This window comes from Myxococcus sp. CA051A, from assembly GCF_013336705.1.
Classification (GTDB): domain Bacteria; phylum Myxococcota; class Myxococcia; order Myxococcales; family Myxococcaceae; genus Myxococcus; species Myxococcus llanfairpwllgwyngyllgogerychwyrndrobwllllantysiliogogogochensis.
Genome location: NZ_JABUMS010000001.1, coordinates 464,988 through 482,055, shown reverse-complemented (window position 1 = coordinate 482,055; position 17,068 = coordinate 464,988). Strand labels below are relative to the sequence as shown.

Here is a 17,068-nt window from a genome sequence, read left to right as displayed (position 1 = left end):
CATCAACTGGCCGTCAAATCACAACCATCGGAGAAGGCGCCTCGCTCTTCCGAGGTGAGGTCGAGCTTGCATGCGCGGCCGGTCCGCGACGACAGGACGGCCGCTTCCAGCACGGCGGCCACTGCCACCGCATCCAGGGGTGTCACCGGATTGCGCCTGGTGCCTCGCACGGCGTCGCGAATGCCCGCGTAGTACTGGCGGTAGTCCCCACGGGGCGTCGACGTCATCCGGGCCTCGCTGGAGCCTCCGACGAGGAACCGCCCAGGCGAGGCGTCCTCGCCCCAGTCCGCCGCACCGGGAAGTTCTCCCGCGATGAGCCGGTCCGCCTGCGTGTCCATCCCGTACTTCAGCCAGGAGCCCCGGGTGCCATGCACCGCGAAGCGCGGCAGCCCTCCGGCGATGAGCATCGAGGCCTGGAGGACCACGTGTCGCTGGGGATACACGAGGGTCACCTGACACCAGTCATCCACGGCCGCGCCGTCCCGGTGGGCCGCGAGCATCCCCACCACGGTGTCGGGCAGACCGAACAGTTGCAGGGCCTGGTCCACGAGGTGGGGCCCCAGGTCGAACCAGATGCCCGCCCCGGGGACGGGCTGCTCACGCCAGCGCTGGCGGACCTCGGGACGGAACCGGTCGAACCGCGATTCGACATGGGTGACACGGCCCAGGGTGCCATCCGTGAGCAGGGCCTTCAGCGCGAGGAAGTCACTGTCCCATCGGCGGTTATGGAACACCGAGAGCACCCTGCCCCGCTCCTGGGCGAGCGCGGAGAGGGCGCGCGCTTCCGCCAACGTAATGGTGAAGGGTTTGTCGACGACGACGTGCTTGCCGGCACGGAGCGCGGCTTCAGTGAGCGGAACATGGGTCTCGTTCGGCGTCGCCACCACGACCAGATCCACGTCCGGGTGCGTTGCGGCATCGCGCGCGGACGGAATCACTGTCACATCCGGCAGGTCCGCATGGACGTCATCAGGCCGGCTGGACGCCACCGTGCGCAATGACAGGCCCTCCACGGTGCGCAGCAGCGGAGCGTGGAAGGACTTGCCCGCGAAGCCGTAGCCCAACAGGGCGACGCGGAGGGGGGCGGGAGGGGTGGCGGGCTCGCTCATGGGGACAAGGATTGAAGCACGCCGGATACGCGCCGCCCAGGAAGGAGCCTGCGCCTCTCTCGGCGGATGTCACGACCGCTGTCGGGCTTGTTCGTAGCGCCAGTCCCGGGGAGTCCTGCCATAGGCCTTCTTGAAGGCGCGGCCGAAGTGCGTGAGGTCCATGAAGCCCCAGCTGAAGGCGATGTCCGCGATGCTCCGCGCGTCCATCTCCGGGTCCTCGAGCGCCTTTCGGCAGCGAACCAGGCGACGCGAGAGGACCCAGCGCATGAAGCTCTCGCCGCTCTCCGCGAACAGCCCATGCAGGTAGCGCGTGGACATGCGGAAACGGGCGGCGACCGTCGCCGGGCTCAACGATGGCTCCGCGAGGTGATGCTCGACATAGACACGCAGGGCGTGCCTCCGGGCCTCTCGCACGCTCGCGGCGTTGGTCTGGATGTCGCGGCCCTGGGTGTTGAAGGCCAGCGCGAGGAGCTCCAGCAGGTTGTCCGAGACAGAGCCCGCGACGGGCTCGGCGACCTGGGTCTCCGCGAAGGCGCGCAGGTAGGCGGACACCAGGGCACCGACGCCCTCCCGGGTGTGGAGCACACTCCCGACCATCTCATCTGGGTGTGAGAGCCGTGGCCGCAGCGTGGCATAAGGCGCCACGATGACGATGCGGCGGTATTCCGCGTCGAACGAAAGCTCTCCTGGCCGAGTCCCGTCGAAGAGCTCCACGTCTCCTGGGTGGGAAATTCGCTCCTCACGCCCCTGGCGCAGTCGGCAGACCCCCGACACCTGCATGCAGAGGAAGTAGCACTCCCGGGGGGCGCGGGAGATCTCCGTCTCCCCTCGATGAACACTCTGGGCCGAGGAATGGAGATAGGTCACCCCCAACGGCCCTGCTTCGTGGTGGTCGAGCCGCCCGAAGAAGGGACTGGACGTCTTCCGCTCCGTGCGCAGTCCCAGGAGCACCTTGCTCGCCATTTCCTGCCAGTACTCGTGTCGCTCCCGCTCGGAGACCGCGTCCGTGGAGAAGACTGTGCGCATGGGCCACCCCAGGTAAGGAGGCACACATTATCCGCCCGGTCCGACGGCCCCTGCACACCTGGCCGAATTCCTGTGCGCTGGTGGCCGAGCCCCCCTCCCCTCTCCCCCTCTATACATCCATCACACCGACGCCCATTTCGCTCGGTTCTTCCCAAGGAGAGTGTTTGTGAAAGCGTTCCTCGCGGTGTTTGTGCTTTCCATGTCCGTCGCGTCCCCTGCCCTGGCCCAGCAGGACGGTCCGTTCGCCAGCACCGCCGCCCTGGCGAGCTATTGGTCGACGCAGAGCACCGGTGGCGCCCTGACCCAGATCTACGTCAATGGCACGCTGGCCTATCAACGCTCCGGCTTCGGTCCGGCGTTCGTCAAGGAGTACTTCAACTGCGTCGATGGCTCCGGAATCAGGGCCTTGTGCAACAACATCTTCGACGGCTACCTGCGCACGAGTGACGCGATGGGGACGTTCAGCAGCGGGCTCACCGTCTACCTCGACGGCGCGCTGATTCGCTCGGGAGACCCCTACTACAGCGCCCATCTCAAGACCTGCCTGGGCGACATGAGCTACTACGGCAGGGTGAAGTACTACATCGTCGAGAGCGTGAACGACGGCTTCGGCCCGCCCTATCCGGGCAACGACTGCTTCTGACCCGCCGTCTCGATTCACGCTCCCGCACGACACAGCGTTTCAACCCTCGTCGTCCACATCCTCGTCACCACCGCCGCCCGTCACCACGGGCGCGCGGTCCAACAGGCGGACACGCCGAAGTGCTCCCGCGCGCCCGCCTCGATGCCGTAGACGCCGTTCCCCCTGGTGTAGCCCTCATTTAGAGTGTCGCGCATGCGCGGACACGGAAGATGGACAGGCACATCAGTGATTGCGGTGACGATGTGGCTCGCTTGCAGCGTGACGATGAGCGGCTGCGGCAAAGGCAAGGAACGCGCGGCGCTCGCCACGAAGTTGGAGCAGCGCATCCAGGCCGCCTCGGCGACGGGGGGCGACTTCCTCCTGACGGAGGTGACGGACTTTGACTGGGACACCTTTCACATCTTCACGCCCTACGTGGGCGCGGAAGAGGTCCGGAAGTGGCTCGGCATTGATTGGTCCAGCGCCAGGGACGTCCCTGAAATGGAGTGCCTGCTTGTCTTCGTGAAGGGAGGCGAGGTGGTCATGGACCTCGACTTCTCCCGGACGAAGGGCGACTTCTCATCCATCAGGAAGTCCCGCTTCACACGGGAGGAGGCGCGGTTCACCGCGCCCAAGGACGGCAAGGCCCTCACCCACGCGTCCGATTCTCCCTGAGTGGGCCCGTGTTGGTTGGCCCAGTGCTCGCCTCTGAACCAAAGCCCCCACCAGCCGGTCGAGTCCCGAATCGTGTGTCGTTGGTTCGGAGGGGGTTCGGGGGAGGAAGGCTCCTTGGTGGCATCATGCGGCGGCAGTGTCTGGGGTTGGATAGGCGATGCGGCCGTCCTCCGCTCGTGACAGCCGCTCCACCTCACCTTGCGTGGGCGGCGGCAAACGCTTACTGGACGCCGGGGTCGCCCGGCACCAGATGCTTCCACGGGAAGACGTGCTTGGCGAAGTGGCTGACATAGCCACCCCGGGCGGCCTGGATCACCATGAATTGCAGGCCCGGGCGGATCGCTCGCAGGGATTGCAACTGGTCGATGTCGAGCCGCGAATTGCGCAGGATGAACACCTTCAAGGCCTCGCCCACTGGGCTTGCCAGCAAGCGTGCATAGGCCTCGAACGAAGTCACGCATGCGTCGTCCCGGTCCTTGGCCCAGGTCATCTGCAGTTCCGTCGACTCGGTGAAGTCCAGGCTCGTGAGCGCGGGCAGATTCGTCGCGGACGCCAGGTTCTCGATGAACCCCTGCGTGTCGAAGCTGCCGCCGATGCGCAGCGCGCGCAGATGCGGCAAGGGCTGCGCGAAGATGCTCGCGTCCGGCGCATTGGGCACGGTGAGTTCGGTCAAATAAGGCATCTTCGCCACCAGCCGTGCGATGTCACCACCCTCCTCCATGATCGTGCCCGTGTGGACGATCAGCGAGCTGTTGTGGTGATCGGGCTCGGTCGGCCGGATGGACAGCGAACGCAGGATCGGGAACGTCACCTCTGCGCTCAGCAGTGTCTCGAAGGACCACTCGCGTGTGCCGTTCGCGCCCTGATCCGGACCGGAGAACGCCAACGAGGTGATGGTGTCCGCCACCGCCTGTTCGGTCAGGCACGCCAGCATCATTTCCAATGCGGTTTCCCAGGCGTCGCCGAAATACTCCACGTGCAGCCCGTTGCGCATCGGCGCGATGCTCAGGTAGTTGTACTGGGCAGCCCAGAGCGGGTGGTCGGGCGTGTCGACGTCGAGTTCGTACTCGGCAACGATGTCGGCCGCGAACGCGTGCAGCCGCAATTGGAGGTCGAGCAGGCGTTGGTATCCAGCGGTCGAAAACGCATGAGTCACGGCGGGCGCTCCTGATCAAGGCAGCGGTGACTGTACTTGCGCTCGACCGTGGACCGATTCAATTTTTTGTGAGCGCCGGCCGCTTACTGCGGCGCCGGGATGACCGCGTCGTTCATCGCGTCCACCGTTTCCTGCTCGCCGCGGGCCTGCAGTTACATGGCGACATTGGGACACACGGGCCCCGGATGGAGGTGATGCGCTCCTCCTGGAGCTCGATGCGCAGGCCGCACATGGCCTCGCACAGGTTGCACGTACGAAAGTGGACCCGGGACGAGGCCTTGGCGCTCGTGCCGCGCACTCTACACAACGCCAATGACTGTCATCACAGCGCCCCCAGTGCCCACCGTCCCGCGCATTTGCTATCGCGGATGGCCGCGTCATGGAAGGATTGTGTCTTGAGGGGAACACATGCGCCGGATGGAGCCGTGGGTCATCGCCGTGGGGTTCTTGGCACTGTCACCGCTCGCCGTGGAGGCCACCGAGCCGCCGCGGGTCGTCGTGTCCAAGGCGCGGTCGCTGGCCTTCACCCGCCTGGACGCGGTGGTGGGGCTGGCCGAGGAGGTGCGGATGGGGATGATGATGCGGCAGGACTTCCACATCACCGCGCCGGGCACGGAGCCGGAGCCCATCGACGTCTCCACCGAGATGGCCCAGACGCAGGTCTTCACCGTGCTCGAGGCGAAGGGGCCCGTCGTCACCCGCGCGAAGCTCGCCTATGGCGACGTGGTGGAGGTGACGAAGGATTCGCGGGGCCAGCAGCAGCGGCGGCTCTCCCCCGTCAGCCAGAAGACCTACGTGGGTGAGTTCAGGGCGGGCCGCATCGAGGTGACGGACGCGGAGGGTCAGCCGGTGACGCCAGAGGAGGCGGAGGCGGTGCGCAAGGACCTGGAGGGGCTGGGCGCGGAGGACCCCATCGCCGTTGCCTTCCCCCGGGGGCCGGTGAAGGTGGGCGCGAAGCTGGACGGCGTGGCGCGCGCCTTCGAGAAGCTCCTGCGGCGCGGCAACCTCGCGGACGTGAAGTTCCGCAAGACGCGCGTCCAGCTCAAGGAGATACACGAAGACCCGCGCGGCCTCGTCGGCCTGTTCCTACTCTCCACCACGCTCGAGCGGGCCTCGGACGCGCAGAACCCCCTGACGACGACCATCACCTACCAGGGGACGATGAGCGTCCTGGGCGAGGGCACCCAGCTCACCGCCCTCAACCTGCAGGGGCCAGTGGTCTACACCCTCAGCCCCGCGATGAAGGCTCAGGGCATGAAGGTGGACGGCAAGGGTGACTCGGTTCTCTTCTTCTCCGTCCAGCCCGCCGCGAAGCCCTGACGACCCGTCGCGCCAGTCCGTGTCGCGCCGTGACGGGAGTCGTCCGGCGTGACGCGCGCATGGCCGGCCGCCTCGCGGAGTGGCGCGGGCGTGACAGCACGCTGACAGAGAATGGGCAGGGTGGGGGGTTAGAGGGTTCCCATGTTCCTGCACGCGCTCGGTCACTTCCACCCGCCCAACCTCCTCACCAATACCTTCCTGGGGGAGCTGGGACTCGCGACCATGGATGCGTGGATTTTGGAGCGGGTGGGCATCCGCTCCCGTCACACAATGCTGCCGCTCGACTATCTGCGCATGACGGTGCGGAGGGTCGACGGGGTCAGGTCGATGACCCGGCCTGACTCGGCGTCATCCAGTCGGCCCTCGAGCTTGAGCTGAAAGGTGTCGCGCACGCGCACGCGCGTGACGGTACTCGGGGTGATGCGGACCCCTGCGATGCGCGAGGGGTCGGTGACGATGACCGGCACTGCCTTCGTGCGCTCGGCGTAGGTGACATTGCTCGCACCCCTCCCTCCTCCTTCTCGTACGCCAGCACTTGCCGCCGCGCCAGATTCGGCAATACTTTTCCGACCATGCTCCAACGGCCCTGGCCCCTTGAGCTCACCGCGCGGCAGCTGATCCGCGATGACGTCCCCGTCGAGTCGCGTCTGTCCGTGGTGGGGCTCGTTCGACTCGACGAAGTCCTGGCTGGCCGCATGGCTCGCGGCATCAAGAGGGAAGTCGCCGAGTCCTGGATCGACCTCCATCGCGGCTGGCTCAACGAGCGTTTCGGGTCCGAGGACCTGGTGCCCGCCTTCACTCGGTGTTCTCGGCTACGGGACATCTCCGAGCTGCGCCTCGACTGCGACTGGCTCGGTGTCACGGGGGTCGCCGAGGTGCTTGCGTCACCGCTCCTGCATCACCTGGACGAACTCGAGCTGGCCGCCGGGCTCCACACGGTCGAGGCATACGAGCCGCTGGCTCGGCGCAAGATGACCCACTTGCGCCGCTTCGGCCTCGCGATGCCCGACGCCCAGGATGGTGACATCCCCGTGGGTGATGATCTGGCCGACCTCCTCGCTGCTGCCGGCCTCGAGCGTCTGGAGAGCCTCGCGCTCCCCCGCGTCGGCATCGGCCCGGCGGGGCTGAGTCGCCTGTTCGACCTGCCCGCGTTGGCCTGGTTGGACCTCGCACGTTCCGAGATCGGCGAAGAGGGCTGCCACGCCCTGGCCCGGGCCTCGAGCCTGTCTCGCCTTCGAGGGCTCGATCTCGAGGGCTGTCTCGGCTTCGACGATGCCGGCGACTCGGCCTTGCCTGGCCCCGGCTTCTCGGCGCTCATCACGTCGCCGCGCCTGGCCGTCGCGCATCTCGATCTGGGCGACGTCCCGGGAGCCGCCGCGGTGGTCGCCGGCTCGGCGCGAATGACGACCGTCGAGCACCTCGTTCTCTGGGCAGTCGAGGATGACGAGCTCGCGTCCCTCATCGCGTCTCCCTACCTGACCGCTCTGCGCCACCTGCACCTACGGAGCTGCCATCTTTCGAGTACGACCCTCACCGGGTTTGGACGGTCTCAGCTTCTCGCCGCACTCGAGTCTCTGACCCTGAGCAACGATCTCACGGCGTCGCAGCAAGGTCTCGTCGGTCGGCGCCTGCCTCGCTTGCTCGAGCTCCGGCTGGAGGTCAACCACACGACCGCGGACAGCCTCGGCCGCGCCGACTTGCCCAACCTCACCGAGCTACACCTCGACTTCGACGCAACGGTCATGAGTCAGGACGAGGAGGTCGCGGGAACCGATCTGGATGCTGTCATCGCCGCGCTCGTGAGCGCGAAGGGCATGCCGCGTCTGACAGGGGTCGTCACGTCACCTGTTTCGCCCGAACACATGGACAGGCTCGTCGGCCGCTTCGGTACGGGATTCCGGACCAAGGGGTACTCGCTGACTGGCTCGGCCCAGGAGCGTTGAATCGCGACCCGAAGGGGTCAGCAACCACGGACTTGATTCTCTCGGGTCGTGCGTCAGGTGTGGTGGTGCAGGCTCTCCACCAGGTACGGGTCTCCCACCGGCAACATCGGCGACGTCCTCACCGCCCGAGTCACCGCCAGCGTGAACAGCGCCCCCACCCCCACCAACCCCGCCAGCTCATACACCCCCACCGTCAGCCCCTCCGGCTGGTGCGCGGGCGCCACCATCAACTGCAAATCCAACCAGCGCCCCACCAGCAGCACTCCCGCCACGCGCAGCAGGTGGCTCGGGTTCATCTTCGCGGGACGCGGCAACAACAACACGAACGGCAGCGCCCAGTTCAGCACCACATTCACATAGAACGGCACCTCCCAACCGCCGTGCATCCGCGCGATGAAGTAGACCGTCTCCTCCGGAATGTTCGCGTACCAGATGAGCATGAACTGCGAGAACCAGAGGTAGGCCCACAGCGTGGCGAAGCCGAACATCAGTTTGCCCAGGTCATGCAGATGGCTGGAGTTGAGCCGAGGCAGCGCCCCTGCTCGGTGCAGCAGCACCGCCACCACGGTGATTGCACACACGCTGGAGCTCAAGAGCCCCGCCACGTTGTAGAGCGCGTAGATGGTGCTGAACCAGTGCGGCTCCAGGCTCATCAGCCAGTCGAACGCCGCCAGGCAGAAGGTCAGCGAGAAGAGCACCAGGAACACCGCCGACACCGTGACGTTCTTCCGAGTCAACGGCTCGCCATGCTCCACGTCCTGCCGCAGCGAGTTGCGCCGCAACATCCACGTGAAGCCCACCCACACCGCCAACATCACCCCCATCCGAATCGCGAAGAAGGGAACGTTGAGGAAGGCCGCCTTCTCATGGAGCAGGTGGTCCGTCTCCATCACCCCTGGCTTCGCCCACGGATACAGCTTCGTGACGAACGGCAGCAGCGCCAGCATCGTCACCGCGCCCCAGGGCACATAGGACGCGAACGCCTCCGGGATTCGCTTGAAGACGGTGAACCACCCCGCGTTCGCCACGTACATCAGCGCGAGGAACACCGCGCCGCCCAACCCCAGGCACAGGAAGTAGAAGCCGCTGGTGAGCAGACTCGACAGCGCGCGCTCCGGAGCCTGCACCAGCCCCAGCACGAGCACTCCCAGCCCCGCCCCCGCCGCCACCTGCGCCGCGCGGTGGAAGACGGGCGAGACCGCGAAGCCACCCCGCGACTCGGTAGCGACTGCATCGATAGGGGTGCTCATGGCGTTTCCTTGCGCGCCGTGCGCGCGGGGTTCTGGAGCGTGCGCAGGTAGTGGACCAGCTTCCACCGGTCCTCCGGCGCCACCTGCGAGCCGTGGGCCGGCATCAATCCCTGCCCATGGGTGATGATGTGGAAGATGCGTCCATCGGGAAGTCCCACCGCGTGCTCCGCCAGCAACGAGGGCGGCATCGGGAAGCGCGCCGTCACCGGGCCATCCCCCAACCCTCCGGCCCCGTGGCACGGCGAGCAGTAGCGCAGGAATGCCGTCTGGCCGCGCGCCACCACCTCGGGCGACGAAGGATACGGATTGCGCAGCTCGCTCCCGGCCCGCTCGGCCGCGTCAGGTCCGGCGAGCAGGTGCAACGGGAGGTGGCCTCGCGGCACGGTGCCCTTCGCCGGAGTCAGCAGCGTCTTGCCGTCCCCCGTGTTCGGGTTGGGCGCGAAGCTGTCGTATGGCACCGAGGCCACCATGTCCGGCGCGTACTCGAAGTTCGGGCGCGTCTCGTCCTGCTCACAGCCACCGACGGCCAGCCCCAGCGCCGCCAGTCCCACCCAGGTCTTCCTCACGGCGCCACCTCCCTCAAGTCCGTGGCCACCGCGCCATGCCGGCGCAGCAGGTCCTCGGCCGCCTCTAGCGACTCCGGGGACTGGCGCGGTGCGATGACGATGGCGAACCGGTCATCCGTCACCCTGGGCAACGTCGGGCGCTTGTTCCCCGGAAACAGCCGGGCCCTCACCAGGAACGCCGCCACCGTGCTCAGCGCGGCGAACAACACCGTCAGCTCGAACGTCACCGGGATGAAGGCCGGGAACGAGTTGAACGGCTTGCCTCCCACGTTGAGCGGCCAGCTCACCACGCTGGTGTAGAGCTGGAGTGACAAGGCAAGCGTGCAGCCCAGGAGCCCCGCGCCAAAGCACACCCAGGTGAGCCGACTGGGCCGGAGCCCCATCGCGTCATCCAGACCGTGCACCGCATAGGGCGTGTACACGTCGCGCAAATCATGGCCCGCCTCGCGCACCGCGCGGGTGGCATCCAGGACCTGCGCCTCATGCTCGAAATAGCCGATGAGGACCGGGGTACTCATACGGGGACGTCCTTCCGGGTGGCGATGGCCAGCGGCGGGTTGAGTCGGGGTAACGAGGGCTCCGCCAGCGCATCCCGCGCGGGGGCCAGGGGAGGTGCCTCGGCGTGATTGTGAGGGCTCCTGGCGAAGCCCAGGACGCTCTTCACCTCGCCGATGGAGATGATGGGCAGCACGCGCACGAACAACAGGAACAGGGTGAAGAAGAGGCCGAACGTCCCGATGAAGGTCCCCACCTCCACCATCGTCGGCGTGTACATGGACCAACTGCTGGGCAGGAAGTCGCGGTGCAGGCTGGTCACGATGATGACGAACCGCTCGAACCACATGCCCACGTTGATGACCAACGACAGTGCGAAGATGGCCGCGGGCGACGTGCGAATCTTCTTGAACCAGAACAGGTGCGGCGACACCACGTTGCACGTCACCATGATCCAATACGCCCACGCGTAGGGGCCGAACGCGCGGTTCATGAACGCGAAGCGCTCGTACGGATTGCCCGAGTACCAGGCGATGAAGAACTCCGTCGCATACGCCAGCGAGACGAGGCCACCAGTGACGATGATGACCTTCGTCATGTTCTCCAGGTGGCGCAGCGTAATCAGGTGCTCGTAGCCCAGCACCACGCGGGTGATGATCATCAGCGTCAGCACCATCGCGAAGCCGCTGAACACCGCGCCGGCCACGAAGTACGGCGGGAAGATGGTGGTGTGCCAGCCTGGAATCACGGACGTGGCGAAGTCCATCGAAACGATGGTGTGCACACTGAGCACCAGCGGCGTCGCCAGCCCCGCGAGCAGCAGGTACACCGTCTCGTAGCGGCTCCACGTCCGGTGGGAGCCCGTCCACCCCAGCGACAGCACCTTGAAGACGGCCTTCTTCACGCCCGCCTTCAACCTGTCACGCACCGTGGCCAGGTCCGGAATCAGGCCCACGTACCAGAACACCGCCGACACCGTGAAGTACGTGGAGATGGCGAACACATCCCACAAGAGCGGCGAGCGGAAGTTCACCCACAGGCTGCCGCGCGTATTCGGGTAGGGCAGCACCCAGAAGGCCAACCACGGCCGTCCCATGTGGATGACGGGGAAGAGCGCCGCGCACATGACGGCGAACAGCGTCATCGCCTCCGCCGCGCGGTTGATGCTGGTGCGCCACTTCTGCCGGAAGAGGAAGAGGATGGCGGAGATGAGCGTGCCCGCGTGGCCAATGCCCACCCAGAACACGAAGTTGGTGATGTCGAACGCCCAGCCGATGGTCTTGTTCAACCCCCACACGCCAATGCCAGTGCCCACCTGGTACGCGACGATTCCCGCGCCCGTGCCCAGCACGGACACCGCTATCGCGAACGCCGCCCACCACTTCCACGTGGGCGCGCGCTCCATGGGGGCGCAGATCTCCTCGGTGAGCTGGCCCAGGGTGCGCGGCTCGGTCACCAGCGGCACGCGCAGCGGGGACAGGTGCTGTTGGCTCATGTTCCGCTTCCCGACCCGGTGTTCCGGATCTTCGTGAGGTAGGTGATGGACGGCCCGATGTTCAGCTCCTCCAGCAGCCGGAACGCGCGCCCGTCCTTCGCCAGCTTCGCCACGCGGCTGCTCGGGTCATTCACGTCCCCGAAGTGGATGGCCTTCGCGGGGCAGCTCTGCTGACAGGCCGTCTGGATGTCGCCGTCCTTCAGCGCCCGGCCCTCGCGAATCGCCGCCGCCTTGCCCTCCTGGACGCGCTGCACGCAGAGCGAGCACTTCTCCATGACGCCCCGGCTGCGCACCACCACGTCCGGGTTGAGCACCATCCGCTCCAGCGGCTCGTCGTGCGGATAGTCGAACCAGTTGAAGCGGCGGACCTTGGTGGGGCAGTTGTTCGCGCAGTAGCGCGTGCCCACGCAGCGGTTGTAGACCTGCTGGTTGAGCCCCTCGCTGGAGTGCACCGTCGCGAGAACCGGGCACACCGTCTCGCACGGCGCGTTCTCGCAGTGCTGGCACATCATCGGTTGATGCACCACCTGGGGGTTCGCCTCGTCCCCCTGGTAGTACCGGTCGATGCGCATCCAGTGCATCTCGCGCTGCCGCAGCACCTCCTCGCGCCCCACGCTGGGGATGTTGTTCTCCGCCTGGCACGACACCACGCACGCCGAACAACCCGTACACGCGCTCAGGTCCACCGCCAGCGCCCACCGGTGGCCCTTGTACTCATGGCCGGACCAGATGGAGAGCGGATGGGCGCCGTTGCCACCATGCCCGCCGTGCTCCTCGTTGCCCGCGCGCGGATTCGCCAGGAACGCGGCCAGCTCCGCCTCGCGCACGTGCGGGCGTCCCTCCAGGCTCGAGTGGGTCTGCGTGAGCGCCAGCTTCTGCCGCTCCCCCGTCCCCACCACCGTCGCCCCCGGCACCGAGCGCCGCACGCGCCCGTCCACCACCGCCGCCAGCGGGAAGACATTCGTGCCCACGCCGTCGCCGATGCGCCCTGCCCGCGTCCGGCCGTAGCCCACCGCGATGCCGAGCGCGGACGGGTGCGTCCCCGCCTGCACCAGCACGGGCAGGGACAGCGACTCGCCGCCCACGCGCACCTGCACCACATCGCCGTCGCGCAGGCCCAGTTCCTTCGCCCGCGAGGGCGCGATGAGCGCGGGGTTGCCCCAGGTCGCCTTGGTGATGGGGTCCGGAACCTCGTGGAGCCAGGCGTTGTTCGCGAGCGCGCCGTCGCGCAGCGCCACCGAGGGGAACAGCACCAACTCCCACTCCACGGACGGACGGGCCACCGAGGCCAGCACCTTCGGCAACGCGTCCTCGCGGAAGGCCAGCGGAACCCTCGGTACTGGAGGAAGCGTCACGACGCCTCGGCGGACCGCGTCGTCCCAGAAGTCACCGAAGGACGGCCCCGCCTGCGTGACGTGCGGGAAGACCTCCACCTCCCAGCGAGCCCGCAGGAAGTCATGGTGGGACACGGGGGCATCCGCCCACTTCAACAGCGACTCCACGGCGTCCCGGGTGTCATGCAGCGGTGCCACCGCGGGCTGGCGCAGGGAGAGCACACCTCGACGAGGCTCCGCGTCACCCCACGACTCCAGCGGCGTGGAGGCCGGGGCATGCAGCTTCGTCAGGAGCGCCGTCTCATCCAGCCGGTCATTGAGCGCCACGGTGAGCGGCACGCTCTTCAACAGCGCGCCCAAGGCGTCTCCTCGTGGGTCCGCATGCGCGGGATTGACGCCGAGGAAGAGCACCGCGCCCACGCTCCCAGCGCCCAGCTCGGTCAACAGCTCGCCGTAGGACAGGGCCTGCTCGTCCAGCGCCACGCCCTCCGTCGGCAGCACCGTGGTGCCTTCATTGCCGAGCAACACGTTCGCCGTCGCAGCCAGCACCTGCGACGCCACCTCGTCACCGCCGCACACCACCAGCGACTCCGTGCGGTGCGACCACAGGGCGGCGACAAGCTCGTCCAGCGCGGCTTCCTCCAGTCGCGAGGCCGGCAGTTCCTTCAAACCCGGGACGGAACGCCCCGCCTTCACCGCGAGCCGGCGAACCACGTCGCCCAGGACGAGCGTCACCTCGGAGGGTGCCACCACGAAACGACGGTCGGCGGCAGCTCCGGTGAGCGTCATCACCGGCTCAATCTGGTAGTGCCGCGCCATCGACCTTCGCCCGGCCGCGTCGCGCGCCTCGGTGTACTGGCGCGTGAAGGCCACCGGCGACACCCACGTGCCCAGGAAGTCGGCGCCGAAGCTGGCGATGACCTGGGCCCGGTCGAAGCGATGGTCGGGCACCACGCGCGCGCCGTGCGTGAGGCGCCAGGCATCACCTATCGCGGCCAGCTCACCCAGCGGCTCGTAGCGCACCGTGCGCGCCAGCGGGTGCGCGGCCAGGAATTGCTTCACTCCCGCCTCGGCGGTGGGCCCCATCACCCACGGCAGCACCAGCCGGATGGACTTGCCCTCCTCGGCCGCCTTGCGCAGCCCGGCCTTCACCTCCGTATCGAGGTCCTTCCACGACACACGATTGCAGGCGCGCGAAGGAAACCGCGCGCGGCTCGCGTCATAGAGCGAGAGCACGGACGCCTGCCCCACCGCGCACACACCTCCGCGCGACACGGGGTGCTCGTCATTGCCCTCCACCTTGATGGGACGGCCGTCGCGCGTCTTCAGCAGCAGACCGCAGCGCGCGGAGCAGCCCTCGCAGGTGGACGCGTACCAGAGCGCCGTGCCCGGCATGACTTCGTCCGGCCGGGACACGTAGGGGATGAGCTTCTGCACCGGCGCGCGCTGACAGGCCACCATGGCCGCGGCGGCGCTCAGGCCCATCATCTTGAAGAAGTCGCGGCGGCTGCTCGCGTCCGGTGGTGTGGCCGCGACGCCCACCGGGAGTTCCTCGGGGAACTCGTCGCGCTTCTGCTCGAGCCACGCGGCGTCGGTGGCCTGTTCGGCCAGGCTCTGCCAGTACTTGGGAAGGGTGTCGGACATGGCGAGAGGTCCTCAGCGGTGGCAGCCCGAGCAATCCGAGGGCGGCCGGAGGATGCGGGGGGATTTGGACGGCGCGGGAAGAGGCGTGCCGGAAGACAGGGCCAGCAGCTCACCCGCGCGCGGTGCGGACGGCGTCGGCGCGGTCAGCGACTCCGTCGACGTCTTGCGGTGACAGTCCAGGCACCAGCCCATGGTCATGGGCTCCACCTGCTCCACGCGCACCATCTCCTGGACCTGGCCGTGGCACGTCTGGCACTTCAGCCCCGCGGTGACGTGGCTCGCATGGTTGAAGAAGGCGTGGTCCGGCAGGCGGTGGACCCGCACCCACTCGATGGGTGCATTCGCCGCCACCGCCGCCGCCACCTTCTGGATCTCCGGCGAGTCCTTCTTCACCTGCATGTGGCAGTTCATGCACACGCTGGCGGAAGGCACTCCCGCGTGACGACTGCGCTCCGCGCCCACGTGACAGTACTGACAGTCCAGTTCGTACTGGCCCGCGTGGACGGCGTGGGAGAAGGCCACCGGCTGCGCGGGCATGTGGCCTTGCTGGTTGTTCACCGGGCCACTGCATCCCCCGAGGCTCAGCGCGGCGAGCGCACCGGCGTGGCCCAGGGCACGGAAGGAGACGTGGCTCATGGCGTCTCCTCACGAGGCGTGGCGAGCAGCCCAGGCTCGACTGGCTCGGGAGCGCGAGCCGGTGCCGTCACCCGACTCATCCGGAAGAAGGGCGCCAGCGCCAACAGGCCAAAGCCCGTGAGCAGGTGGACCTGGAAGACGAGCGGCGCGGCGCGAATCAGCGTCGAGTCCGGCTGGAAGGCCAGCACCGAGCGCAGGTACGGCACCACCACGTGGACGTACCAGGCGGAGCCCCAGCGCAGCGACACCGCCACGTACACGCCCGTGAGCACCTGGGCGAACACCAGCCCCAGGACAACCGCCACGCCCCACTGTCTCTCACGCGCCCGGCGCAGCGTCAGGGAGAACAAGCCCCAGCCCAGCAGCAGCGCGCCGATGAGGCTCACCGACTCCAGCGCGAACAGCCGCGATGGCGAGGCGTTGAAGGCCTGCATCGCGCGAGGCGCGGCGAGGCCCAGCAGGTGGTTGAACGCGACGATGGCGGCGCCCGCGAGCACCGCGCGACCGGCGGGAGTCCAGGGAGAACCCGGCGCGGGCGTCTCGCGCAGCGTCAGCTTGCGGATGATGCCCGCGAGCGCGATGCCCGCCGCCGCGTATGGAACGAAGGAGAAGAGGAGGGAGTCGCTCACGAGTGACCTCGCGCGGACGGCGTGGTGAAGACCACCCCGATGAAGCCCAGCGCCGCGACCAGCCCGACGACGCCCAGGTAGAAGAAGTCGCGGTCCGCGCGCGGACGGCTGCCATCACGAGAGGCGTCCGCGAGGTAGGCCTTGAGGGCGTATTGCTCCTCCTCGACGAGCGGCGCCTTCGCGTACAGCGCACCCATCATCGGCCCCTCCAGCTTCGCGAGCGCGGGCCGCATTCCCTTCTCGCCCATGCGCGCGAAGGCGAAGGTGAGGTTGGGGCCCAGCGTGCCGCCGCCAGCGACGCCCAGGCCGCGCACGTCATGGCAGCCGATGCAGGCGGCGCCTCCGTGAGTCAGTGGCTCGGTGCCCTCGAAGAGACGACGACCCCGCGCGATTTCCTCGGGCGTGGCATCCGTGCCCATCTTCTCCGCGGGCGAGGGCTTGCAGCCGCCCTTCCCCTTCTGCGTGCACTCGCGGAAGAAGGCGAAGAGGCTGGCACGCTCCGCGTCGGACAACGACTGGTCCGGCATGCGCACGCCGTTGAACTTCGCGAGCAACTCGCCCGCGACGGGGTCTCCCGCGTCGATGAGCGCGCCCGGGCTCTTGATGAAGCGGGTGAGCCAGGCTTCGTCGCGACGCTCCAGCACCCCGTGCAGGTCCGGACCAATCCGGTCGCCCTCGCCCACCGAGTGACAGGTCGCACACCGCTGGGTGAAAAGCTGCGCGCCCTGTCCCGAGGCCTGCGCCAGCGCGGACGGCGCGGACAGCATGGCCAGGAGCGGAATGATGGGGACGAGCGTTCGCTCCTGACGCGGCCATCCTCCCAGCACACGTGTCCGCATTGCTGCGTGCCCCTCCTCACGGGGAAGCCGAGCCCATTGCTCGGCACACGCGGCATCAGTGCAACCAGGAGGCCAGGGGGCTCATCGGCTCAGGGCCGCACGGAGCACCGGAAATCGTGAGAAGGGAGCGCAGCATTTGCGCCACGTGACGCGAGCGGACGCACCGTTTGCCAGGGCACGAACGGACTCGGGCTCCGCGCCACGCCTCCAAGGCGGCGTCCTACCGGGCCAGTGAGCATGCCCCGGCAACGAGCAGCTTCCACCTCGACAGGGTGCGCGCGTCCCAATGGAGGCCTCGTCCGCGCCACGAGAGGTCGGCAGGGCTCGCT

The 17,068-nt window shown here is 68.0% G+C and carries 16 protein-coding genes; 5 read left to right on the top strand and 11 right to left on the bottom strand.

The window, feature by feature from the left end; genetic code table 11:
• Nucleotides 1–2: 2 nt before the first annotated feature.
• Nucleotides 3–1,109: an oxidoreductase gene (locus HUA74_RS01930; RefSeq protein WP_174453178.1), complete on the bottom strand. Its 1,107-nt coding sequence runs from the start codon at nucleotides 1,107–1,109 to the stop codon at nucleotides 3–5.
• Between the two features lie 69 nt (nucleotides 1,110–1,178).
• Nucleotides 1,179–2,135, bottom strand: a complete 957-nt coding sequence (locus tag HUA74_RS01925) for a helix-turn-helix domain-containing protein (protein WP_174453177.1) — start codon at nucleotides 2,133–2,135, stop codon at nucleotides 1,179–1,181.
• Nucleotides 2,136–2,334: 199 nt separating this feature from the next.
• Here HUA74_RS01925 and HUA74_RS01920 point away from each other — a divergent pair, with 199 nt between their 5' ends.
• Entirely contained in the window at nucleotides 2,335–2,778 is a 444-nt protein-coding gene (locus HUA74_RS01920) for a hypothetical protein (protein WP_174453176.1), read from the top strand.
• A 225-nt stretch (nucleotides 2,779–3,003) separates the two neighbouring features.
• Entirely contained in the window at nucleotides 3,004–3,432 is a 429-nt protein-coding gene (locus tag HUA74_RS01915; RefSeq protein ID WP_371817184.1) for a hypothetical protein, read from the top strand.
• 220 nt (nucleotides 3,433–3,652) lie between these two features.
• Here HUA74_RS01915 and HUA74_RS01910 read toward each other — a convergent pair whose 3' ends face one another.
• Entirely contained in the window at nucleotides 3,653–4,588 is a 936-nt protein-coding gene (locus HUA74_RS01910; RefSeq protein WP_174453175.1) for a hypothetical protein, read from the bottom strand.
• A 408-nt stretch (nucleotides 4,589–4,996) separates the two neighbouring features.
• Between HUA74_RS01910 and HUA74_RS01905 the strand changes: the two genes are divergently transcribed.
• The 3 genes from HUA74_RS01905 to HUA74_RS01895 all read left to right on the top strand — a co-directional run bounded on the left by HUA74_RS01905 (nucleotide 4,997) and on the right by HUA74_RS01895 (nucleotide 7,851).
• Nucleotides 4,997–5,908 carry a hypothetical protein gene (locus tag HUA74_RS01905; RefSeq protein WP_174453174.1) on the top strand — a complete coding sequence of 304 codons (912 nt, stop codon included), beginning with the start codon at nucleotides 4,997–4,999 and terminating at the stop codon, nucleotides 5,906–5,908.
• 141 nt (nucleotides 5,909–6,049) lie between these two features.
• Entirely contained in the window at nucleotides 6,050–6,286 is a 237-nt protein-coding gene (locus HUA74_RS45340; RefSeq protein WP_254614265.1) for a hypothetical protein, read from the top strand.
• Between the two features lie 194 nt (nucleotides 6,287–6,480).
• Nucleotides 6,481–7,851 carry a hypothetical protein gene (locus tag HUA74_RS01895; protein ID WP_174453173.1) on the top strand — a complete coding sequence of 457 codons (1,371 nt, stop codon included), beginning with the start codon at nucleotides 6,481–6,483 and terminating at the stop codon, nucleotides 7,849–7,851.
• Nucleotides 7,852–7,904: 53 nt separating this feature from the next.
• On the opposite strand, the gene HUA74_RS01890 is transcribed toward HUA74_RS01895, so the two are convergent.
• From HUA74_RS01890 to HUA74_RS01855, 8 genes are read right to left on the bottom strand one after another with little or no spacing between them, the layout of a single operon-like run.
• Complete coding sequence (locus HUA74_RS01890; protein ID WP_174453172.1) at nucleotides 7,905–9,101, bottom strand: hypothetical protein; 1,197 nt, start codon at nucleotides 9,099–9,101, stop codon at nucleotides 7,905–7,907.
• A complete protein-coding gene (locus HUA74_RS01885; protein WP_174453171.1) occupies nucleotides 9,098–9,667 on the bottom strand; it encodes a cytochrome c in 570 nt (189 codons plus the stop codon). The genes HUA74_RS01890 and HUA74_RS01885 overlap by 4 nt, the downstream gene beginning before the upstream one ends.
• Nucleotides 9,664–10,185 carry a DUF3341 domain-containing protein gene (locus tag HUA74_RS01880; RefSeq protein ID WP_174453170.1) on the bottom strand — a complete coding sequence of 174 codons (522 nt, stop codon included), beginning with the start codon at nucleotides 10,183–10,185 and terminating at the stop codon, nucleotides 9,664–9,666. Before HUA74_RS01880 ends, HUA74_RS01885 begins: the two co-directional genes overlap by 4 nt.
• Nucleotides 10,182–11,657 carry an NrfD/PsrC family molybdoenzyme membrane anchor subunit gene (nrfD, locus tag HUA74_RS01875; protein ID WP_174453169.1) on the bottom strand — a complete coding sequence of 492 codons (1,476 nt, stop codon included), beginning with the start codon at nucleotides 11,655–11,657 and terminating at the stop codon, nucleotides 10,182–10,184. Before nrfD ends, HUA74_RS01880 begins: the two co-directional genes overlap by 4 nt.
• Nucleotides 11,654–14,635, bottom strand: coding sequence for a TAT-variant-translocated molybdopterin oxidoreductase (locus tag HUA74_RS01870; protein WP_174453168.1), 2,982 nt, complete (start codon nucleotides 14,633–14,635; stop codon nucleotides 11,654–11,656). The genes nrfD and HUA74_RS01870 overlap by 4 nt, the downstream gene beginning before the upstream one ends.
• 12 nt (nucleotides 14,636–14,647) lie before the next feature.
• The gene (locus tag HUA74_RS01865) at nucleotides 14,648–15,271 is read right to left on the bottom strand and encodes a cytochrome c3 family protein (RefSeq protein WP_174453167.1); all 624 of its coding nucleotides are present in this window, start codon (nucleotides 15,269–15,271) and stop codon (nucleotides 14,648–14,650) included.
• Entirely contained in the window at nucleotides 15,268–15,900 is a 633-nt protein-coding gene (locus HUA74_RS01860) for a respiratory nitrate reductase subunit gamma (protein WP_174453166.1), read from the bottom strand. The genes HUA74_RS01865 and HUA74_RS01860 overlap by 4 nt, the downstream gene beginning before the upstream one ends.
• Nucleotides 15,897–16,739: a c-type cytochrome gene (locus tag HUA74_RS01855; RefSeq protein WP_174453165.1), complete on the bottom strand. Its 843-nt coding sequence runs from the start codon at nucleotides 16,737–16,739 to the stop codon at nucleotides 15,897–15,899. The genes HUA74_RS01860 and HUA74_RS01855 overlap by 4 nt, the downstream gene beginning before the upstream one ends.
• Nucleotides 16,740–17,068: the final 329 nt, after the last annotated feature.

Excerpts from the sequence above, each read along its gene's own strand:
- HUA74_RS01930 (WP_174453178.1), bottom strand. The coding sequence starts at position 1,109 with ATGAGCGAGCCCGCCACCCCTCCCGCCCCCCTCCGCGTCGCCCTGTTG.
- HUA74_RS01925 (WP_174453177.1), bottom strand. The coding sequence starts at position 2,135 with ATGCGCACAGTCTTCTCCACGGACGCGGTCTCCGAGCGGGAGCGACAC.
- HUA74_RS01920 (WP_174453176.1), top strand. The coding sequence starts at position 2,335 with ATGTCCGTCGCGTCCCCTGCCCTGGCCCAGCAGGACGGTCCGTTCGCC.
- HUA74_RS01905 (WP_174453174.1), top strand. The coding sequence starts at position 4,997 with ATGCGCCGGATGGAGCCGTGGGTCATCGCCGTGGGGTTCTTGGCACTG.
- HUA74_RS45340 (WP_254614265.1), top strand. The coding sequence starts at position 6,050 with ATGTTCCTGCACGCGCTCGGTCACTTCCACCCGCCCAACCTCCTCACC.
- HUA74_RS01895 (WP_174453173.1), top strand. The coding sequence starts at position 6,481 with ATGCTCCAACGGCCCTGGCCCCTTGAGCTCACCGCGCGGCAGCTGATC.
- HUA74_RS01890 (WP_174453172.1), bottom strand. The coding sequence starts at position 9,101 with ATGAGCACCCCTATCGATGCAGTCGCTACCGAGTCGCGGGGTGGCTTC.
- HUA74_RS01880 (WP_174453170.1), bottom strand. The coding sequence starts at position 10,185 with ATGAGTACCCCGGTCCTCATCGGCTATTTCGAGCATGAGGCGCAGGTC.
- nrfD (WP_174453169.1), bottom strand. The coding sequence starts at position 11,657 with ATGAGCCAACAGCACCTGTCCCCGCTGCGCGTGCCGCTGGTGACCGAG.
- HUA74_RS01870 (WP_174453168.1), bottom strand. The coding sequence starts at position 14,635 with ATGTCCGACACCCTTCCCAAGTACTGGCAGAGCCTGGCCGAACAGGCC.
- HUA74_RS01865 (WP_174453167.1), bottom strand. The coding sequence starts at position 15,271 with ATGAGCCACGTCTCCTTCCGTGCCCTGGGCCACGCCGGTGCGCTCGCC.
- HUA74_RS01855 (WP_174453165.1), bottom strand. The coding sequence starts at position 16,739 with ATGCGGACACGTGTGCTGGGAGGATGGCCGCGTCAGGAGCGAACGCTC.